The following is a 19,135-nucleotide window of genomic DNA, read 5'->3' on the forward strand; positions in this document are numbered from 1 at the left end:
ACGGCGCCGGAGGCGGAGGATCGACCGGTGACCCGCTCGGCCCCCGAACCCCGCACCAGCGATCCCGACGGGGAGTTCGAGCCGGATCCCCGTCGCTGGCAGGCGCTCTGGGTCACCCTCGTGGCCGGTTTCATGAGCCTGCTCGACGTCAGCATCGTGTCGGTGGCGCTGCCGTCGATGACCGAGGGGCTCGGCGCCACGCCGGCCACCATCCAGTGGGTCGTCTCCGGGTACGCGCTCACCTTCGGGCTGATGCTCGTGCCGGCCGGCCGGCTGGGCGACGCCTACGGCCGGCGGCGGCTGTTCCTCGTCGGCCTGGCCGGGTTCGTCCTGGCCAGCGCCGCAGCCGGCGCCGCGCCGTCCGTCGAATTCCTCATCGCTGCCCGGCTGGTGCAGGGCCTGGCCGCGGGCTGCCTCGCGCCGCAGAACTCGGCGCTCATCCAGCAGCTGTTCCGCGGCGCCGAGCGGGGCCGGGCCTTCGGCATGTTCGGCGCCACCATCGGCGTGTCGACCGCAGCGGGGCCGGTGGTCGGCGGCCTGATCCTGGCGCTGGCCGACGGTCCCGGGGGCTGGCGCTGGATCTTCTACGTCAACGTGCCGATCGGGGCGCTGGCCTTCGTGCTCGCCCTGCGGCTGCTGCCCCGCGGCGGCTCCGGGCGGGCGGGGCACATCGACGGCGTCGGGGTGGCGCTGCTCGGTGCCGGTGCGCTGTCCCTGCTCTTCCCCCTCGTCCAGGCCGAGTCCGGTGGGCTGTCCCGGCTGTGGTGGCTGTTCCCGGTCGGCGTGGCGCTCCTGGCCGCGTTCGTCGCATGGGAGCGCCGGGTCGTGCGGACCGGCGGGGAGCCGGTGTTCGACCCCCGGCTGGTCACCGAGACCCGTGGCTACGCGGCCGGCGCGGGCCTGGGCACCGTCTACTTCCTCGGCTTCAGCGGCATCTGGCTGGTCCTCGCCCTGTTCTTCCAGACGGGCCTGGACTACACCCCGCTCCAGTCGGGCCTGTCGGTCACCCCGTTCGCGCTGGGCTCGGCCTGCGCCGCGGTGGTCGCCGGGCGGCTGGTCGAGCGCTACGGCCGCGCGCTCACCGTGTTCGGCCTCACCGGCGTGGCCCTCGGGCTCACGGCCGCGGCGACCATCCTGCTGCTCGTGCCGCCGGAGTCGGCGGGGTGGGCGGTGGCGCCCGCGCTGCTGCTCGGCGGTATCGGCGGCGGCTTCGTCATCTCGCCCAACATCACGATGACCCTGCGCAACGTGCCGGTGCACATGGCCGGGGCGGCCGGCGGCGGCCTGCAGACCGCCCAGCGGTTCGGCGCCTCGATCGGCACCGCGGCCCTGCCCGGCCTCTTCTACGTGGTCCTCTCCTCGGCCGACGGCGACTACTCGGTGGCCGCCGCCTCGGGGCTCGCGGTCGCGCTGGTCACCACCCTGGCCGCCCTCGCCCTCGCCGTCCTCGACTGGCGGCGGGACCGGCGCGAGGACGCGCAGGAACGGACCCGGTCCGAGGACGCGCACGGCGAGCACGTGACCCACGGCGCCACCGCCTGGCACGGCTGAACGGGCCGAGGCCCGCGATCGGGCATCCGTACGGTAGGGATGTCGGTATGCCGCTGTTCTCCTTCGAGGGTCGTTCCCCTCAGGTCCACCCCGACGCCTTCGTGGCGCCCACCGCGACCCTGATCGGCGACGTCGTCGTCGAGGCGGGGGCCTCGATCTGGTACGGCGCGGTGCTGCGCGCCGACTTCGGCCAGATCATCGTCCGCGAGGGCGCCAACGTGCAGGACGGCTCGGTGCTGCACGGCGGCGAGCCCACGATCATCGGCCCGGGCGCCAGCGTCGCGCACGGCTGCGTCGTGCACGGCGCGCAGGTCGGCGAGGGCTCGCTGATCGGCAACAACTCCACCGTCCAGGACGGCGCCCGCATCGGCCACCACACCCTGATCGGCGCGGGCAGCCTGGTCGCGCCGGGCGCCGAGATCCCCGACGAGGTCGTCGCGATGGGGTCGCCGGCCAAGGTCCGCGGCCCGCTCACCGAGGGCACCCGCCACTGGGTCACCGACAACGGCCGGCACTACCGGGAGCTGGCCGCCCGGCACGCCGCCGGCATCGAGCAGGTCGGCTGACCCCGCCGGGGCGAGCGCCACACCGGTGACGCGGCCCCGCCGGGGCCGCCTGGAATGGTGCAGTCCGTGGGAAACGGGGAGCCGGGCTCGTTCTGGCCGTCGGGGAGGGTCCGCCGCCCGGCCGACGTCGGCCGGCTGTGCTGGTACGCCGGCGGTCTCCTCGGCCTGGTGCTGCTCTCCGTGCTCGTGCCCGGCGCCACCGACGCCGTCGTGCCGCCGGGCCTGCGCGGGCTGCCCCGGGGCGTCGTCGCGGTCGTCAACGGCGCCGCCTCCCTGACCGCGATCGCCGCCCTCCTCGGCCTGGCCGTCGACGCCCTGCGCCACCGCCGCTACGCACTCACCACCGCCGGTCTGGCCGGCCTGCTCGCCGCCGCGGTCGCCGTCGCCGCGGAGCACGCCGGGCAGCTGGGGTGGATCGCCGTCCTCGGCCCGGCGGACCGGCCGGCGGTCATCCCCATCTCCGTCGGCATCGCGGTGGTGATCGGCAGCGACCGGTCCCGCAGCGCCCGGCTGACGCTGCTCGCGCTGGGCGCCCTCGCGACCATGACCGGCTGCGCCCTCGCGCTGAGCAGCCTGACCGTGGCCGGGGCGGTCGCGGCGGTCCTCATCGGTGCCGGGGCCGGCTTCGGCGTCCGCGTCGCGGTGGGGGTCGTGCCGGCGCGGCCGGCCGAGGAGGAGGTGCGCGCCGTGCTGGCCCGGGCCGGCGTCGAGGTCGACGCGCTCCGGATGCTGCAGGTCGCCGCCGGCCGCGCCCGCTACACCGCCCGGGACGACGCCGGCGAGGTGCTGGTCACCGTGGTGGACCCCGACCGCCGCGGCGTGACGGTCGCCCGCCGGCTCTGGCGGGTCCTCCGCTTCCGCACGCCGGCGGTGGGCCGGCCCGCGCTCAGCCTCCGTGGCGTCCTCGAACGGCAGGCGCTGGTCACGGCGCTGGCCGGCGCGGCCGGCGTCCCCGTGCCCCGGGTCCAGGCGCTGCTGGCCGCCGGGCCGGCACTCGTGCTCGTGGAGCGACCCCTCGGCGGCATGCCGCTGCTCTCCGCCTCCGTCCGCGACGAGGCGCTCGCCGGGGCGTTCGGGGCGCTGCGCCGGCTGCACGACGCCGGCATCGCCCACGGGGCGCTCTCCGAGCGGGCGGTCGTCCTGCTGCCGGACGGCGCGGTCGGGCTCGGCGAGCTGCAGTACGCCCAGCCGGCCGCCGGGGAGCTGCAGCGCGACCTCGACGTCGTCGCGCTGCTGGTCGCGGTGGCCGCGCGGGAGGGGGTGGACCGGGCGGTCGCGGCGCTGCGCTGCGGCTACGCCCCTGGGCCGGCGGACACCGACCGCATCGTCGGGCTGCTGCAGCCCCTGGCGCTCGTCCGGCCGGTCCGGCGGTCGGTGTCGGGTACCCCGGTCCTGGAGGACCTGCGCGCCGCGCTGTCGCCGCCGGACCGCGGCCGCGCCGTGCCGGCCCAGCGCCTGGAGCGGGTGCGCCTGCGGACCCTCGTGAGCGTCGCCGGGGGGACGGTCGCGGCGATCGTGCTCGCCAGCCAGCTGTCCGAGGTGCCGCTCGGGGCGGCGCTCCGGCAGGCGCGGCCCGGGTGGCTGGTCGTGGCGCTGCTGGGCTCGGCGCTCACCTACGTCGGCGCGGGACTGGCACTGCAGGCGTTCATCCCGACGCGGGTGCCGTTCGTCCGCACGTGCCTGGTGCAGCTGGCGTCGTCCTTCGTGACGCTGGTGACCCCACCGACCGTCGGGCACGTCGGGCTGAACATCCGCTACCTGCAGCGTGCCGGGATCCCCACGGCGTCCGCGGCGGCGACCGTCGGGGTCGGTCAGGTGGTCACCGTCGGCGGCACGCTGCTCCTGCTGGTCGTGGCCGGCTGGCTCAGCGGGGTGTCGCCGTCCCAGCCCTCGCTGCTGCCCAGCGGCAACGTGCTCGCGGTGCTCCTGGTCGCCGCCGGGATCGTCGCCGTCGCCCTGGCCGTCCCGGGCACCCGGCGGACGCTGCGCGCCCGGGTCGAGCCGCTGCTGCGCCGCACCATCCCGCAGCTGCTGGCCGCCCTGACCGACCCGCGCCGGCTCGGCACCGCACTGTCGGGGGTGGTGCTGCAGAACGCCGGCTACGTGATCGCCCTCGACGCGTCGCTGCGGGCCTTCGGGACCTCCCTGGACCTGCCGGCGCTCGTGGTCGTCTACCTCGTCGCCTCCACGGTGGGCTCCGCGGCGCCGACACCCGGCGGGCTGGGCGCCGTCGAGGCGGCGCTGGTCGCCGGGCTGACCGCCACCGGCGTGCCGCTGGCGGCGGCGCTGACCGCGGTGCTCGCCTTCCGCGCGGCGACCTTCTGGGTGCCCGCGCCCGTGGGGTGGGTGGCCTTCACCGTCCTGCAGCGCCGCGACCGGATCTAGGGGCGGCGGGCCACGGGCCGGCTGTGGGGGTGGTGTGGGCGCGCTGTGGGTGGGGTGCGGCCGGCCGCGCCGACAGGCTCGACGCCATGACCGAGACCACGAACCGGACTCCGACCCCGACCCTGACCGACACCTCCGACATGGTGGTGGTGCACCGCGCCTTCCGCCGCGAGTTCCGTCTCGCCCCGGCGCTGGTGCGCGCCGTGCCCGCCGGCGACAGCGCCCGCGCCGCCGTCCTCGCCGCGCACGTCCGCCTGCTCCTGGACGGGCTGCACCTGCACCACAGCGGCGAGGACGCGGTGCTCTGGCCGCTGCTGCTGGACCGCGCCGCGCCCGACGCCGCTCTCGTGCACCGCATGGAGGCCGAGCACGAGCAGGTCGCCGCCGCCATCGACGGCGTCCGCGGCGCCCTGGACCGCTGGGTCGTCGAGGCCCGCCCCGCCGTCACCGAGGAGGTCGCCGCCGGGATCGAGGCCGTGACCGCGCCGCTGCTCCAGCACCTCGCCGAGGAGGAGGCCGAGATCCTCCCGCTGGCCGCCCGGCTGCTCAGCGAGGCCGAGTGGGAGGCGGTCGGGGAGCACGGCATGTCCCACATGCGGAAGTCGCAGCTGCCGATCATGTTCGGGATGGTCCTGGAGGAGTGCGACCCGCAGGAGCGGCAGCGGATGCTCGGCATCCTCCCGGCGCCCATCCGGCTGCTGGCGCGCACGGTGTTCGCCCGGCGGTACCGCCGCTACGTCAGGGAGATCCGCGGCTGATCCGGGCAGCGAGGGCCGGCACGTCGGCGGGCCGCAGGGTGCGGCCCCGCCGCCACGCCCGCCCGAACGCCTCCTCGCCCAGCGCCGAGCGGACGGCGGGCAGCCACTGCCGGACCGCCTCGGCGTCGGGTGGGTAGGCGGCCGCGACCGACGCCGCCTCGGCCGTCGCCGACCCGGCCGCGAACAGCTCGGCCGCGACCTCGTGCTCCCCGCGCTGCGCCGCGCAGACGGCCAGCGCGGGCAGCGTGTAGGCCAGCGCCCAGGTGGTGGCCACCTCGGCGGCCAGCCCGGCGGCCTCGGTGAGCGGGGCCAGGCCACCGGCCTCGTCCCCGGTGGACTGGGCGAGCGTGGCCTGCATGTTGAGCACCGACGCCAGCGAGAAGGGACCGCCGAGGCGGCGGGCCAGGTCCTCGGCCGTCGCCAGGGCGGCCCGGCAGCCCTCGGCGTCCCCGGCGCGCAGCAGCCGCTGCCCGTCCGCCATGACCGCGTGCAGCTCCGCCCACAGCGCGCCGGTGCGCCGGCCGAGGTCGGCGGCCTCGGCGAGCATCCCCTCTGCCGGGTCGAGGTCGCCGAGGAAGACCGCCGCCGAGCCGGCGAGCACCAGGGCCAGGGCCAGGTCGCGGTCGGCGCCGGCCGCCCGAGCGGCGGCCACGGCCGCGGCGCCGGACGTGGCGGTGCCGGGGATGTCACCGCTGGCGTAGCGCAGCCCCGCCTCGGCGAGCAGCAGCACCGAGCGGTCGGCCGGGTCGAGGTCGCCGTCGTCGGCGGCGATGATCCGCTCTGCCCAGCCCAGCCCCTCGACGGCGTTCCCGCGCAGTCCCCAGTAGAGCCAGGTGGCGCCGACCAGCCGGGCGGCCGCACCCGTGCGCCCCCGGTCGAGCAGCCGGCCGAGGGCGGCGCCGAGGTTGCCGTGGTCGCGCTCGATCCGGTCCAGCCAGGACGCCTGGTCGGCGCCGAAGAGTGCGGTCCCGGCGCCCTCGACCGACGCGGCGACGACGTCGGCGAAGCGGTCGGCGACCTCCTCGGCCTCGCCGACCGAGGCCAGCCGGGCCGCCGCGTACTGCCGGACCGGCTCCAGCAGCCGGTAGCGGCCGGACGCGGCGTCGGCCACGACCAGCGACTGCTCGACCAGGCCGGACAGCGCGGGGAGGACGTCGTCCCCGGCCAGCTCCTGGGCGGCCTCGAGGGAGAACCCGCCGGCGAACACCGACAGCCGGCGCAGCAGCGCCTGCTCGTCGGCGGTGAGCAGGGCCGCACTCCAGTCCAGGGTGGCCCGGACGGTGCGCTGCCGCTCCGGGAGGTCCCGGGACCCGGGCGACCCGAGGGCGGTGTCCAGCCTCGCCAGCAGCGCCTCCGGCGCGAGGTACCGGGCGTGCGCCGCGGCCAGCTCCAGGGCCAGCGGCAGACCGTCGAGCCGGTGGCAGATGGCGGCGACGGCGGGAGCGTTCCCCTCGGTGAGCGTCACCGGCCCGCCGGCCGCGCGGGCCCGGTCCAGGAACACCCGGGCGGCGGGGGAGGCGGCGACCGCCTCGAGCGCCAGGCCGGCCGGCACCGGCAGCGGCTCCAGCGGCCGCTCCACCTCGGCGCGCACCCGGAGCGGGGCACGGCTGGTGGCCAGCACGACCAGGCCGGGACAGCGGGCCAGCAGCGCGGCCACGTCCGGTGCGGCGGCCAGGACGTGCTCGACGTTGTCGAGGACGACGAGCAGCCGCCGCCCGCCCAGCACCGTGGCGAGCGCGTCGAGCGTCGGGCCGCCCGGCTGCTGCCCGCCGACGGCCCGCGCCACGGTGGGCAGCACGAGGGCGGCGTCGCGCAGGGGCGCGAGTTCCACCAGGACGACGCCGTCCGGGAAGTCCGGGGCGAGGACGTGGGCGACGTCGAGCGCGAGGCTGGTCTTGCCGACGCCACCCGGCCCGGTGAGCGTCAGCAGCCGGGTGTCGCCTCCCCGCAGCAGAGCGGCGATCGCCGCCCGCTCGGCGTCCCGGCCGACCAGCTCGACCGGCGGGCGGGGGAGGGCAGGGGGAAGGTTCGGCGCCCCGCCGGGCCGCGCCGCGGCCGCGAGGGCACCGCGGGTCTCCTCGTCGAGGTCCAGCGCGTCGGCCAGGGCGCGCACCGTGTGCGGATAGGGCCGCCGGCGCTCGCCGCGTTCCAGCGCGCTCACCGCCTTGGCGGTCAGACCGGCCCGCTCGGCGAGCTCCTCCTGGGTGAGCGCCGCGGTCTCGCGCAGCCGGCGCAGCCGCTCGGCGAAGGGGCCCGGTGCGCTCACGGGCGCAGAAACTAGTCGCTCGCGAGGACGACGAGGAGGGTCCGCGGGCCGTGCACGCCTTCGACGCGCTGGAGTTCGATGTCGCTGGTGGCCGAGGGGCCGCTGATCATGGTGAGCGGGCGGAGGGGGTCGAGGCGGGCGAGGCCTTCGGGGACGCTGCCGACGACCTGGTCGGCGGTGACGACGCAGACGAGGACGTCGGGCAGCAGCGAGAGGGCGCGGCGGCCGCAGATCGGTGAGGCGTCGAGGACGAGGGTGCCGGTCTCGGCGACGGCGACGGTGACGCCGGTGAGGGTGGCGGCGAAGGCGGTGAGGTCGACGGCGGGGCGGCCGTCGTCCTCGATGGCGCCGGCGGGGCGCCACTGGGCCGGGACGCCGGGGGCGACGACGACGTCGCCGGGGATCCCGTGGAGCGCGGCGGTGACGGTGGGCCCGATGGCGTCGGGCGCGCAGCGGTGGACTGTCGCCTGGTAGTCCTCGAGGCGGTCGGTGAGGACGTCGAGGAGTTCGGGGAGCGGGCGGTCGTCGGTGGTGCGGTAGTCGCGGGCGACCTCTGTCGGTGGCTGCTGGGTGCCGAGGGCGGTGCGGATGCGGGCGAGGACGTCGTCGCGGGCGCTCATGACCCGTGCTCCTCGGCCCATTGCTGGGTGAACGTCTTCGCGGGCGGGGTGGGGAGGTCGCGGGTGCGGGTCCAGGCGCTGGCCGGTGGGGGCAGGGCGGCCGGGAGGGTGGGCCTGCCGCGGGCGAGGAACCGGCCGAGGCCGGCGGCGCGCTGGGCCAGGCGCCACAGCCTGGGGTGCGACATGACCTTCGACAGGGCCCGGAACGCGGCGGCCTCCGGGGTGGTCCGGGTCTGGGCCTCGACGTGCTCGGCGCGCAGGTGCACGAGGATCGAGGGGATGTCGATGGCGACCGGGCAGACGTCGTAGCAGGCGCCGCACAGGGAGCTCGCGTAGGGGAGTGAGGCGTTGTCCTCGACCCCGGTCAGCTGCGGGGAGAGCACGGCGCCGATCGGGCCGGGGTAGACCGAGCCGTAGGCGTGCCCGCCGGTGCGTTCGTAGACGGGGCAGACGTTGAGGCACGCCGAGCAGCGGATGCAGTGCAGGGCCTCGCGGCCGACCTCGTCGGCCAGGACCGCGGTCCGGCCGTTGTCGAGCAGGACGAGGTGGAAGTCCTGCGGTCCGTCGCCGGGGGTGATGCCCGCCCACAGCGAGGTGTAGGGGTTCATCCGCTCGCCGGTGCTGCTGCGGGGGAGGAGCTGCAGGAACACCTCGAGGTCGCGCCAGGTCGGCACCAGCTTCTCGATGCCCATCACCGTGATCAGCGTCTGCGGGAGGGTGAGGCACATCCGGCCGTTGCCCTCGGACTCCACCACGGCGAGGGTGCCGGTCTCGGCGACGGCGAAGTTCGCGCCGGAGACGGCGACCCGGGCGCGGAGGAACCGCTCCCGCAGGTGCTCCCGCGCCGCCATCGCCAGCTTCCGCGGGTCGTCGGTGAGGTGCGGGTCGACGCCGGGGATGGTGCGCGCGAAGATCTCGCGGATCTCGGCCCGGTTCTTGTGGATCGCCGGCACGAGGATGTGGGAGGGCTTGTCCTCACCGAGCTGCACGATCAGCTCGGCGAGGTCGGTCTCCAGCGCCTCGATGCCGGCGGCCTCCAGGGCCTCGTTCAGGCCGATCTCCTGGGTGGCCATCGACTTGACCTTGACCACCTCGGTCGCGCCGGTGGCCTGCACCAGGGCGGTGACGATCTGGTTGGCCTCGGTCGCGTCGCGGGCCCAGTGCACGGTGCCGCCGCGGGCGGTGACCTGCTCCTCGAGGGCGATGAGGTGCTCGTCGAGGCGGGCCATCGTCGCGGCCTTGATCGCCCGGCCGGCCTCGCGCAGCTCGGCCCAGTCGGGCACCTCGGCGACCACGCCGGCGCGCTTGCCCCGGATCGTGGTCGTGGCGTGGCCGAGGTTGGCCCGGAGCTGGCCGTCGCGCAGGGCGTCGCGGGCGGCGTCGGGGAACGACCGGTCCCCACGCAGGTTCCCCACCCCGGCCGGTGCCGTGGGGATGCCGAGGAAGACCGCGGTCACAGGTCCACCCTCCCGGGCACTATGGCGGTTCCGCTCGGTGCAGAAGCGCCATTCTGCACGGAGTTCTCCTCGGTCGAGGCGAGGATCTCGGCCAGGTGCACGGTCCGGGTGCCCGACCGGAGCCGGGAGAGTCCGCCGCCGATGTGCAGCAGGCAGGAGGAGTCACCCGCGGTGCAGACCTCGGCGTGCGTGGCCAGCACGTTCGCCATCTTGTCGGTCAGCATCGCCGTCGACGTGTCGGCGTTCTTCACCGCGAACGTCCCGCCGAACCCGCAGCAGGACTCCGCACCCGGCAGCTCCACCAGGTCCAGACCGCGGACCGCCCGGAGCAGCTGCAGCGGCCGGTCACCGACCCGCAGCAGCCGCAGCGAGTGGCAGGTCGGGTGGTAGGTCACCCGGTGCGGGTAGTAGGCGCCGACGTCGGTCACGCCGAGCACGTCGACCAGGAACTGCGACAGCTCGTACGTCCGCCCGGCCAGCGCCTCGGCCTCGTCGGCCAGCGCGTGCTCCCCGGCCCGCCGCGCCACCGCGGCCTGCTGGTGGTGGATCGACGCGACGCAGGAGCCCGACGGCGCCACGATCGCCTCCGCCCCGGCGAACGCGCGCACGTGGTTGGCCACGATCGGCACCGCCTCGCGCCGGTACCCGGTGTTGACGTGCATCTGCCCGCAGCACGACTGCCCCGCAGGGACGATCACCTCGTGACCGAGCCGCTGCAGCAGCGTCGCCGTCGCGTGCGCCACCTGCGGGACCATCGTGTCGACCAGGCAGGTGGCGAACAGGGCGACCCTCACAGCTCGGCTCCCGGGTCGCGGCGGGTCATGCTCGACTCCCGGACGACCAGCACGGGCTCGAAGACCGGCTGCTCGTGCACGTGCCCGGGGCGGCTCTCGTCCAGCAGCAGCTCGGCGGCCCGGCGGCCCAGGTCCTGGCGGGGCTTGCTGACCGACGTGAGCGGGACCGCCGCCGCGGCCGCGAAGTCGATGTCGTCGTAGCCGACGATCGCGAACTCGTCGGGCACGCGCACGCCGTGGCGGACCATCTCCTGCAGCACGCCGAGGGCCATGAGGTCGTTGGCGCACACCGCGGCGGTGGGGCGGCGCGCGGCCGGGATGCCGATCACCCGCGACGCTGCCTCGCGACCGCCGGCGACGGAGAGCTCGGCGGGGGAGAGGACGGTCAGGTCGGCTCCCGCCATGCCCGCCCGCCGCGCCTCCTCGACGGCGGCGACCACGCCGGCGTGCCGCTCCTGCACCTGGGGCAGGCCGGAGGCGCCGCCGATGAAGGCGATCCGCCGGTGGCCGCGCTCGAGCAGGTGCTCGGCGGCGAGCCGCCCACCGAGGACGTCGTCCGTGCTGACGGCGCACTGGTCGGCGGTCGGCGCCCGGCGGTCGACGAGGACCACCGGCACGCCGCGGTCGCGGAGCGCGGCGATGTCGCCGCTCAGTTCGGCCGTCGGGGTGATCAGCACGCCCTGGACCCGCTGCTCGGCGAGCGTGGCGAGGTGCGCCTTCTCGCGGGCGGGACGGTCGTCGGTGTTGCAGAGGATCAGCGACAGGCCGGCGGCGTCGACGACCTCCTCGACCCCGCGGGCGACGTCGGTGAAGAACGGGTTGGAGATGTCGAGGACGACGAGGCCGACCGAGCGGCTGGAGCCGGCGCGCAGCTGGCGCGCGGACTCGTTGCGCACGAAGCCCAGCTCGGCGATGGCGTCGAGGACGCGGGTGCGGGTGCCCTCGCTGACCAGCTCCGGCCGGTTCAGGACGTTGCTCACCGTGCCCACGGACACGCCGGCCCGCCCGGCGACGTCCCGGATGCTGTTCGTCACGGGCGACCCCCGAGTGGCCTGAATCGTCTCAAACCCGGCGGCGCACGGGCTTTGACACCGTAGCAGGGCCGTGCGTAGGCTGCGTCACACCGCGGTATGAATCGATTCAGACACCGCCCGCACCCTCCGGAGCACCCCGTGGACGACCTCCGCACCGGCGCCCTCGCCGCCCTGGCCGAGCAGACCATCGAGCTGCCCTCCTGGGCGTTCGGCAACTCCGGCACCCGCTTCAAGGTCTTCGGACAGCCCGGCGTCGCCCGCGACCCGTTCGAGAAGATCGAGGACGCCGCCCAGGTGCACCGGTTCACCGGGGTCGCACCGCGGGTCTCCCTGCACGTCCCGTGGGACCTCGTCGACGACTTCGGGAAGCTCGCCGCGCACGCGGCCGACCTCGGCGTCGGGATCGGGGCGATCAACTCCAACCTGTTCCAGGACGACGACTACCGGCTGGGCTCGCTCACCCACCCCGACGAGGCCGTGCGGCGCAAGGCGATCGCCCACCACGCGCAGTGCGTCGACGTCATGCGCGCCACCGGCTCGACCGACCTGAAGCTGTGGCTGCCCGACGGCACCAACTACGCCGGCCAGGACGACCTGCGCGGCCGGCAGGACCGGCTCGCCGACTCCCTGCAGCAGATCTACGCGATGCTCGACCCGGAGCACCGGCTGCTCATCGAGTACAAGTTCTACGAGCCGTACTTCTACGCGATGGACATCCCCGACTGGGGCACCTCGCTCCTGCACTGCCTCGCCCTCGGCGAGCAGGCCACCGTCGTCCTCGACACCGGCCACCACGCGCCCGGCACGAACATCGAGTTCATCGTCATGCAGCTGCTGCGCGTCGGCCGGCTGGGCGCCTTCGACTTCAACTCCCGCTACTACGGCGACGACGACCTCATCGTCGGCTCGGCCGACCCGTTCCAGCTGTTCCGGATCATGAACGAGATCGTCGAGGCCGACGCGCTGCGGCCCGCGTCGCGCGTCAACTTCATGCTCGACCAGTGCCACAACATCGAGCCGAAGATCCCCGGCCAACTCCGCTCGGTGATGAACGTCCAGGAGGCGACGGCGAAGGCGCTGCTCGTCGACCGCGAGGCGCTGCACGCCGCCCAGCGCTCCGGTGACGTGCTGGCCGCGCACGGCGCGCTGACCGACGCCTTCAGCACCGACGTCCGCCCGCTGCTCGCCGAGCTGCGCGAGTCGCAGGGCCTGGACGCCGACCCCTACGCCGCCTACGCCCGCTCCGGCCACCAGGAGCGCATCGCCCGCGAGCGCGTGGGCGGTACCCAGGCCGGCTGGGGCGCCTAGTTCTCCCTCGTGGTGCAGAACCGCCATTCCGCACCGTGCAGAACCGCCATTCCGCACACAGGCCCCTCTGGAAGGACCTCCTCCCCGTGACGAACCCCGTGGTCCGCGAGCTGCTCGGCCGGAGCAACCGGCTCGGCGCCGACCCGCGCAACACCAACTACGCCGGCGGCAACACCTCTGCCAAGGGCACCGACACCGACCCGGTGACCGGGCAGCCGGTCGACCTGATGTGGGTCAAGGGCTCCGGCGGCGACCTCGGCACGCTCACCGAGGCGGGGCTGGCCGTGCTGCGGCTGGACCGGCTGCGCAGCCTGGTCGACGTCTACCCCGGCGTCGACCGCGAGGACGAGATGGTCGCCGCCTTCGACTTCTGCCTGCACGGCCGCGGCGGTGCCGCCCCGTCCATCGACACCGCGATGCACGGGCTGGTGACGCAGCCGCACGTCGACCACCTGCACCCCGACTCGGGCATCGCCCTGGCCACCGCCGCGGACGGCGAGGCGCTGACCCGCGAGTGCTTCGGCGACCGCGTGGTCTGGGTGCCGTGGCGCCGTCCCGGCTTCCAGCTGGGCCTGGACATCGCGGCCATCGCCGAGAAGAACCCGCAGTCGATCGGCTGCATCCTCGGCGGCCACGGGATCACCGCCTGGGGTGCCACCAGCGCGGAGTCCGAGGCCAACAGCCTGGAGATCATCCGGACGGCGGAGCGGTTCCTCGCCGAGCGCGGCAAGGCAGAGCCCTTCGGCGCCGTCGTCCCCGGCTTCGAGCCGCTGCCGGAGACCGAGCGCCGGCACCGGGCCGCGCTGCTCGCGCCGGTCGTCCGCGGCCTGGCCTCGACCGACCGCCCGCAGGTCGGCCACTTCACCGACTCCGACGTCGTCCTCGAGTTCCTCTCCCGCGAGGAGCTGGCCCGGCTGGCCGCGCTCGGCACCTCCTGCCCCGACCACTTCCTGCGCACCAAGGTGCGGCCGCTGGTCGTCGACCTGCCGGCGTCCGCGCCGGTGGAGGACGTCGTCGCCCGGCTGCGGACGCTGCACGAGGAGTACCGCGCCGAGTACGCCGCCTACTACGCGCGGCACGCCACCGCCGACAGCCCGGCGATGCGCGGCGCCGACCCGGCGATCGTGCTGGTGCCCGGCGTGGGCATGTTCAGCTTCGGCGCGAACAAGCAGACCGCCCGCGTGGCCGGCGAGTTCTACGTCAACGCCATCAACGTCATGCGCGGCGCCGAGTCGGTCTCCACCTACGCGCCGATCGACGAGAGCGAGAAGTTCCGCATCGAGTACTGGGCGCTGGAGGAGGCCAAGCTCGCGCGGATGCCGAAGCCGAAGCCCCTGGCCACCCGGGTCGCACTGGTGACCGGCGCCGCCAGCGGCATCGGCAAGGCCATCGCCGAGCGGCTGGCCCGCGAGGGAGCCTGTGTCGTCGTCGCCGACCTGGACCTCGCCAAGGCCCGGGACGCCGCCGCCGGGATCGGCACCGCCGACGTCGCGATCGGCGTCGCCGCCGACGTCTCCGACGCCGAGGCCGTGGCCGCCGCCTTCCGCGAGGCCTGCCTGGCCTTCGGTGGCGTCGACCTGGTGGTCAACAACGCGGGACTCTCGATCTCCAAGCCGCTGCTGGAGACGACGGAGCAGGACTGGGACCTGCAGCACGACGTCATGGCCAAGGGCAGCTTCCTCGTCTCCCGCGAGGCCGCGCGGATCATGATCGAGCAGGGGATGGGCGGCGACGTCGTCTACATCTCCAGCAAGAACTCCCTGTTCGCCGGGCCGAACAACATCGCCTACGGCGCCACCAAGGCCGACCAGGCGCACCAGGTGCGGCTGCTGGCGGCCGAGCTCGGCCCGCACCAGATCCGGGTGAACGGGATCAACCCCGACGGCGTGGTCCGCGGGTCGGGCATCTTCGCCGGTGGCTGGGGCGCCTCCCGCGCGGCGGTCTACGGCGTCAAGGAGGAGGAGCTGGGCGAGTTCTACGCCCAGCGCACCCTGCTCAAGCGCGAGGTGCTGCCCGAGCACGTCGCCGACGCGGTCTTCGCCCTCACCGGCGGGGAGCTGACCCGGACCACCGGCCTGCACGTGCCGGTCGACTCCGGCGTCGCCGCCGCGTTCCTCCGGTGATGGGAGCGTTTCGCGCGCGAGAGTCTCCTCGATGACCGTGCGGGTCGCGGCCGTCGACCTCGGGGCCTCCAGCGGGCGGGTCGTGGTCGCCGAGGTCGGGGACGGCCGGCTCGAGCTCACCGAGGTGCACCGCTTCCCGAACCGGCCGGTGCGGGTCGGCGGGACGCTGCACTGGGACGTCCTGGGCCTGTACACCGGCGTGCTCGACGGGCTGCGGGCCGCCGGCCGGCTCGGCCCGCTCGACGGCATCGGCATCGACAGCTGGGCGGTCGACTCCGGCCTGCTCGACGCCGACGGCGCGCTGCTCGGCAACCCGGTGCACTACCGCGACGACCGGCACGCCGGCGCGGTCGACGACGTGCACGCCGTCGTCGGCCCCGAGGAGCTGTACCGGGTCAACGGGCTGCAGCACCTGCCCTTCACCACACTCTTCCAGCTCGCCGCGGCGCGGGGCACGGCGCAGCTGGCGGCGGCGCGGCAGCTGCTGCTGGTGCCCGACCTGCTCGCGTACTGGCTCACCGGTGCGGTGGGTGCGGAGGTCACCAACGCCTCGACCACCGGCCTGCTCGACGCCGCCACCCGCGAATGGGCCACGGACGTCGTCGACCGGCTCGGTCTCGACCGCGGCCTGCTCCCGTCGCTGCGGCAGCCGGGGGAGCGGCTGGGGACCCTGACGCCCACCGTGCAGGGGGAGACGGGCCTGGGTCCCGTGCCGGTGATCGCCGTGGGGTCCCACGACACCGCGTCAGCGGTCGTCGGGGTGCCGGCGGCCTCCGAGCGGTTCGGCTACGTCTCGTGCGGCACGTGGTCGCTGGTCGGAGTGGAACTCGACGCCCCGGTGCTGAGCGAGGAGAGCCGGGTCGCCGGGTTCACCAACGAGCTCGGCGTCGACGGCACCGTCCGGTACCTGCACAACGTGATGGGCCTCTGGCTGCTGCAGGAGTCCCTGCGCACATGGGCCGACGCCGGGCTGCCCGCCGACCTGACCGCACTGCTGGCGGCCGCCGCCCGCGTGCCGGCGCTCACGACCGTCGTCGACCCCGACGACCCCCGGTTCCTGCCGCCCGGCGACATGCCCGCCCGGATCGCGGAGCTCTGCCGGGAGGCCGGGCAGACGCCGCCGCAGAGCCAGGCCGAGACGGTGCGCTGCATCCTCGACAGCCTCGCGCTGGCCTACCGCCGGACCGTGCGCCGGGCGGCCGAGCTGTCCGGCCGGCCCGTGGACGTCGTCCACCTGGTCGGCGGCGGCGCGCGCAACACCCTGCTCTGCCGGCTGACCGCCGACGCCTGCGGGCTGCCGGTCCTGGCCGGCCCGGTCGAGGCCGCGGCGCTCGGGAACGCGCTGGTCCAGGCCCGTGCGCTGGGCGCGGTGGACGGTGGGCTGGCCGACGTGCGCGCGCTGGTCCGCGGCACCCAGGAGGTCGTCGAGTACCGGCCGGACCCGGGCGCCGGCCCGGCGTGGGACGCCGCCGAGCAGCGGCTGCACCCTTCCGCACGGGGACCCGTCCGCCGCTAGGCTCCGGAGACCACCCGTTGTGACCCACGTCTCAGGGCGCCGCCGGCGGGGGTGGGCCGGGCGTGTCCATGATCGGGGAGTCCCGCATGAGGATCCGTGTCGACGGCGAGATCTGCCAGGGCCACACGCTGTGCGCCATGTCCGCGCCCGACCTCTTCGTCCTGAGCGACGAGGACGGTCACGCCCAGGCCATCCACGAGGAGGTCCCCGCGGGGCAGGAGGACCGGGCCCGGGAGGCCGTCCGCTCCTGCCCGGAGCAGGCGATCCTGGTCCTCAGCGACGAGCCGGCCGTCGGGGCCGTCCGGTGAGCGTCGACGAACGCACGACGCCGGGGACGGCGGCGGCGAGCAAGGCGGAGCGCCGGATCGAGCTGGACCGGTACAGCTCCGACCTCCGGCTCTCCTTCGTCGACTGGGCGCAGAAGCTGCACGCCGGGCCGCGGATCGCCTGGAACGACACCCACGGCGGCTACTGGTTCGTCAACGGCAACCAGGAGGTCTTCGACGTCGCCCGCCGGGCCGACGTCCTCTCCAACGACGCGGTCCGCTATGGCGGCATCGGGATCCCGGCGATGGACCCGGCCGCGCGCGGCGGCGTCATCGGCGGGTTCCTGGAGATGGACCCCCCGCGGCAGCGCTACCACCGCAACGCGCTGAACGCCTACCTCTCCCCGGCCGCGGTCGCCCGGTGGCAGCCGGTCATGGACGAGATCACCCGGGCGGCGATCGACGACCACATCGAGTCCGGCTCGATCGACTTCGTCGAGGACCTGGCGAACGTCGTCCCCGCGGTGCTGACCATGGGGTTGCTGGGGCTGCCGCTCGAGGACTGGGTCATCTACAACGAGCCGTCGCACGCGGGGGTCTACACGCCCATCGACTCGCCGGACTGGCCCCGCGTGCAGCAGCTGGGCATCGAGATGGGGATGCGCACGCTCGAGCACATCCAGCGGGCCCGGACCCACCCCCGGCCCGGGCTGCTGCAGGCGGTGGTGGACGCCGACCTCGGCGACGGCGACCGGGCCGACGACCTGGAGGTCATCGGGGTGGTGGGTCTGCTGATCGGTGGCGGCTTCGACACCACCACCGCGCTCACCGCGCATGCCCTCGAGTGGCTGGGGGAGCACCCCGACCAGCGCGAGCGGCTGGTCCGCGAGTGGGAGACGCTGCGCGACAGCGCGACGGAGGAGTTCCTGCGCTTCTACACACCGGCGCAGGGTGACGGGCGCACGGTGACCCAGGACGTGGAGATCGACGGTGCCCACCTCTCCGCCGGCGACCGGCTGTGGATCTCCTGGGCGATGGCGAACCGGGACGAGACCGTGTTCGAGGACGCCAACGAGATCCGGCTCGACCGCACCGGCAACCGGCACTCCAGCTTCGGCCTGGGCATCCACCGCTGCATCGGGTCGAACGTCGCGCGGGCGACCTTCAAGACGATGCTGAAGGCGGTGCTGGACCGGATGCCGGACTTCGTGTGCGACCCGACCGGGACGGTGCACTACGAGACGACGCAGGTGATCAACGGCATGCGGTTCCTGCCGGCCACCTTCACCCCGGGGCAGCGCCAGGGCCCGGGGGTCGAGGAGACGATCGCCGGTCTCCAGCGGGTCATCGACTCCCAGGGCCTCGCCGAGCCGGTGACTGTCCGCACGGGACGGGGGACCCCGGGCTGAGCTCTCCCCGCGCGCCGCGGCCGGCCGGGACGGGTTCCGGAACGGTCAGCCGCGGCAGCAGGGGGTGCACCAGCGGGCCGACCAGCAGCGCGTAGGCGACGGTGGCCGGACCGAGCGTCCCGCCCAGCGCCCAGCCGGTGGCCACGACGGCGACCTCGATCGAGGTCCGCACCCAGCGGACCGACCAGCCGGTGCGCCTGACGATGCCGGTCATCAGCCCGTCGCGGGGGCCGGGGCCCAGCCTCGCGCCGATGTACAGGGCGGTGCCGACGGCGTTCAGCGCGATGCCCGTGACGGCGAACGCGATCCGCCACCCCCAAGCCGCGGGCTCGGGGAGCACGGCGAGGCCGGCGTCGACCACGACCCCGATGACCACGACGTTGCTCACCGTGCCGAGCCCGGGACGCTCCCGCAGCGGCACCCAGGCCAGGAGCACCAGCGCGCCGACGACGACGGTGACCGCGCCCAGCGAGAGCGGCACCCGCTCCGCGATCCCCTGGTGCAGGACGTCCCAGGGCATGTTGCCCAGGGAGGAGTGCAGCAGCAGGGCCATCGAGACGCCGTAGGCGACCAGGCCGACGTACAGGTTCACCAGCCGGCGGGGGAGGCGGGACGGGAGTCGCACGCGTCGAGCTTGCGCCGTCCCGCGGGGTCGCCGGGCAGGCCACCGGGCCGGAAGTGGCCTGGGCGGTGCCGGCCGGCCCGGTTCGGAACCGGCGTCTCGACATGGCGCACGAATTGTGCGATGGGTCTCAGGAATGGTTCCGCGTGCGTGAACTCCGTGGAAAGTCCCGGCACATTCCAGCGGTGGCTCAAGAAATGGCGGGCGGGAACCGATGGAATGGAGACGCCCCATTCCTCTGCAGAACAGGACGACGTATCCATGAGCACCCTCGCCACGGTCGGCCGGCACGTCCGCCGTGCCGCCACCCGCCGCTCCCGCGACCGGGTCCTCGCCGCGTTGCACCCCGCGGTGCGCGACGAGGTCCTCACCCGGTGGGAGTCCGAGGCCCGCTGATCCCTCGGGGCGCCGCCGCTCGATGAGCGACACTGTCCGCCGGCGTCGCAGGTGAGGAGAGCGC

General features: G+C 75.2%; 16 protein-coding genes. 10 read left to right on the forward strand and 6 right to left on the reverse strand.

Annotated elements, in window-relative coordinates; all coding sequences use genetic code 11:
* Window positions 1-27 precede the first annotated feature (27 nt).
* The 4 genes from N555_RS0113625 to N555_RS0113640 all read left to right on the forward strand — a co-directional run bounded on the left by N555_RS0113625 (window position 28) and on the right by N555_RS0113640 (window position 5,260).
* On the forward strand, window positions 28-1,551 hold the full coding sequence (locus tag N555_RS0113625) for an MFS transporter (protein WP_051684051.1): 1,524 nt from the start codon (window positions 28-30) through the stop codon (window positions 1,549-1,551).
* A gap of 47 nt (window positions 1,552-1,598) precedes the next feature.
* The gene (locus N555_RS0113630) at window positions 1,599-2,117 is read left to right on the forward strand and encodes a gamma carbonic anhydrase family protein (protein WP_029432048.1); all 519 of its coding nucleotides are present in this window, start codon (window positions 1,599-1,601) and stop codon (window positions 2,115-2,117) included.
* Window positions 2,118-2,183: 66 nt separating this feature from the next.
* Window positions 2,184-4,502, forward strand: a complete 2,319-nt coding sequence (locus N555_RS0113635; RefSeq protein ID WP_156036354.1) for a lysylphosphatidylglycerol synthase transmembrane domain-containing protein — start codon at window positions 2,184-2,186, stop codon at window positions 4,500-4,502.
* Window positions 4,503-4,588: 86 nt separating this feature from the next.
* The gene (locus tag N555_RS0113640; protein ID WP_029432050.1) at window positions 4,589-5,260 is read left to right on the forward strand and encodes a hemerythrin domain-containing protein; all 672 of its coding nucleotides are present in this window, start codon (window positions 4,589-4,591) and stop codon (window positions 5,258-5,260) included.
* On the opposite strand, the gene N555_RS26900 is transcribed toward N555_RS0113640, so the two are convergent.
* The 5 genes from N555_RS26900 to N555_RS0113665 are packed head-to-tail and all read right to left on the reverse strand — an operon-like array spanning window position 5,241 to window position 11,431.
* Window positions 5,241-7,526 carry an ATP-binding protein gene (locus tag N555_RS26900; RefSeq protein WP_051684052.1) on the reverse strand — a complete coding sequence of 762 codons (2,286 nt, stop codon included), beginning with the start codon at window positions 7,524-7,526 and terminating at the stop codon, window positions 5,241-5,243. The two genes, N555_RS0113640 and N555_RS26900, sit on opposite strands and share 20 nt — an antisense overlap.
* A gap of 11 nt (window positions 7,527-7,537) precedes the next feature.
* On the reverse strand, window positions 7,538-8,146 hold the full coding sequence (locus N555_RS0113650; protein ID WP_029432052.1) for a LutC/YkgG family protein: 609 nt from the start codon (window positions 8,144-8,146) through the stop codon (window positions 7,538-7,540).
* Window positions 8,143-9,603: a LutB/LldF family L-lactate oxidation iron-sulfur protein gene (locus N555_RS0113655; RefSeq protein WP_029432053.1), complete on the reverse strand. Its 1,461-nt coding sequence runs from the start codon at window positions 9,601-9,603 to the stop codon at window positions 8,143-8,145. The genes N555_RS0113650 and N555_RS0113655 overlap by 4 nt, the downstream gene beginning before the upstream one ends.
* Entirely contained in the window at window positions 9,600-10,397 is a 798-nt protein-coding gene (locus N555_RS0113660) for a (Fe-S)-binding protein (RefSeq protein ID WP_029432054.1), read from the reverse strand. The genes N555_RS0113655 and N555_RS0113660 overlap by 4 nt, the downstream gene beginning before the upstream one ends.
* Window positions 10,394-11,431: a LacI family DNA-binding transcriptional regulator gene (locus N555_RS0113665; protein WP_231502735.1), complete on the reverse strand. Its 1,038-nt coding sequence runs from the start codon at window positions 11,429-11,431 to the stop codon at window positions 10,394-10,396. Before N555_RS0113665 ends, N555_RS0113660 begins: the two co-directional genes overlap by 4 nt.
* 138 nt (window positions 11,432-11,569) lie before the next feature.
* On the opposite strand from N555_RS0113665, the gene rhaI reads away from it, so the two are divergent.
* From rhaI to N555_RS0113690, 5 genes are all read left to right on the forward strand, one after another.
* Complete coding sequence (gene rhaI / locus N555_RS0113670) at window positions 11,570-12,739, forward strand: L-rhamnose isomerase (RefSeq protein ID WP_029432056.1); 1,170 nt, start codon at window positions 11,570-11,572, stop codon at window positions 12,737-12,739.
* Window positions 12,740-12,774: 35 nt separating this feature from the next.
* Window positions 12,775-14,862: a bifunctional rhamnulose-1-phosphate aldolase/short-chain dehydrogenase gene (locus N555_RS0113675; RefSeq protein WP_081866197.1), complete on the forward strand. Its 2,088-nt coding sequence runs from the start codon at window positions 12,775-12,777 to the stop codon at window positions 14,860-14,862.
* Between the two features lie 31 nt (window positions 14,863-14,893).
* The gene (locus tag N555_RS0113680; protein ID WP_029432058.1) at window positions 14,894-16,378 is read left to right on the forward strand and encodes a rhamnulokinase; all 1,485 of its coding nucleotides are present in this window, start codon (window positions 14,894-14,896) and stop codon (window positions 16,376-16,378) included.
* Window positions 16,379-16,464: 86 nt separating this feature from the next.
* A complete protein-coding gene (locus N555_RS0113685) occupies window positions 16,465-16,686 on the forward strand; it encodes a ferredoxin (protein ID WP_029432059.1) in 222 nt (73 codons plus the stop codon).
* Entirely contained in the window at window positions 16,683-18,053 is a 1,371-nt protein-coding gene (locus N555_RS0113690) for a cytochrome P450 (protein WP_029432060.1), read from the forward strand. Before N555_RS0113685 ends, N555_RS0113690 begins: the two co-directional genes overlap by 4 nt.
* Here the strand turns inward: N555_RS0113690 and N555_RS0113695 are convergent.
* Window positions 17,989-18,678, reverse strand: coding sequence for a membrane protein YczE (locus tag N555_RS0113695; RefSeq protein WP_051684053.1), 690 nt, complete (start codon window positions 18,676-18,678; stop codon window positions 17,989-17,991). The two genes, N555_RS0113690 and N555_RS0113695, sit on opposite strands and share 65 nt — an antisense overlap.
* A gap of 258 nt (window positions 18,679-18,936) precedes the next feature.
* Between N555_RS0113695 and N555_RS28980 the strand changes: the two genes are divergently transcribed.
* The gene (locus N555_RS28980; protein WP_255347363.1) at window positions 18,937-19,071 is read left to right on the forward strand and encodes a hypothetical protein; all 135 of its coding nucleotides are present in this window, start codon (window positions 18,937-18,939) and stop codon (window positions 19,069-19,071) included.
* The last annotated feature ends 64 nt before the right edge of the window (window positions 19,072-19,135 follow it).

Origin of the sequence: Blastococcus sp. URHD0036 (genome assembly GCF_000701365.1) — a bacterium.
Taxonomy (GTDB): domain Bacteria; phylum Actinomycetota; class Actinomycetes; order Mycobacteriales; family Geodermatophilaceae; genus Trujillonella.

Excerpts from the sequence above, each read along its gene's own strand:
- N555_RS28980 (WP_255347363.1), top strand. The coding sequence starts at position 18,937 with ATGAGCACCCTCGCCACGGTCGGCCGGCACGTCCGCCGTGCCGCCACC.
- N555_RS0113680 (WP_029432058.1), top strand. The coding sequence starts at position 14,894 with ATGACCGTGCGGGTCGCGGCCGTCGACCTCGGGGCCTCCAGCGGGCGG.
- N555_RS0113640 (WP_029432050.1), top strand. The coding sequence starts at position 4,589 with ATGACCGAGACCACGAACCGGACTCCGACCCCGACCCTGACCGACACC.
- N555_RS0113650 (WP_029432052.1), bottom strand. The coding sequence starts at position 8,146 with ATGAGCGCCCGCGACGACGTCCTCGCCCGCATCCGCACCGCCCTCGGC.
- N555_RS0113685 (WP_029432059.1), top strand. The coding sequence starts at position 16,465 with ATGAGGATCCGTGTCGACGGCGAGATCTGCCAGGGCCACACGCTGTGC.
- N555_RS0113630 (WP_029432048.1), top strand. The coding sequence starts at position 1,599 with ATGCCGCTGTTCTCCTTCGAGGGTCGTTCCCCTCAGGTCCACCCCGAC.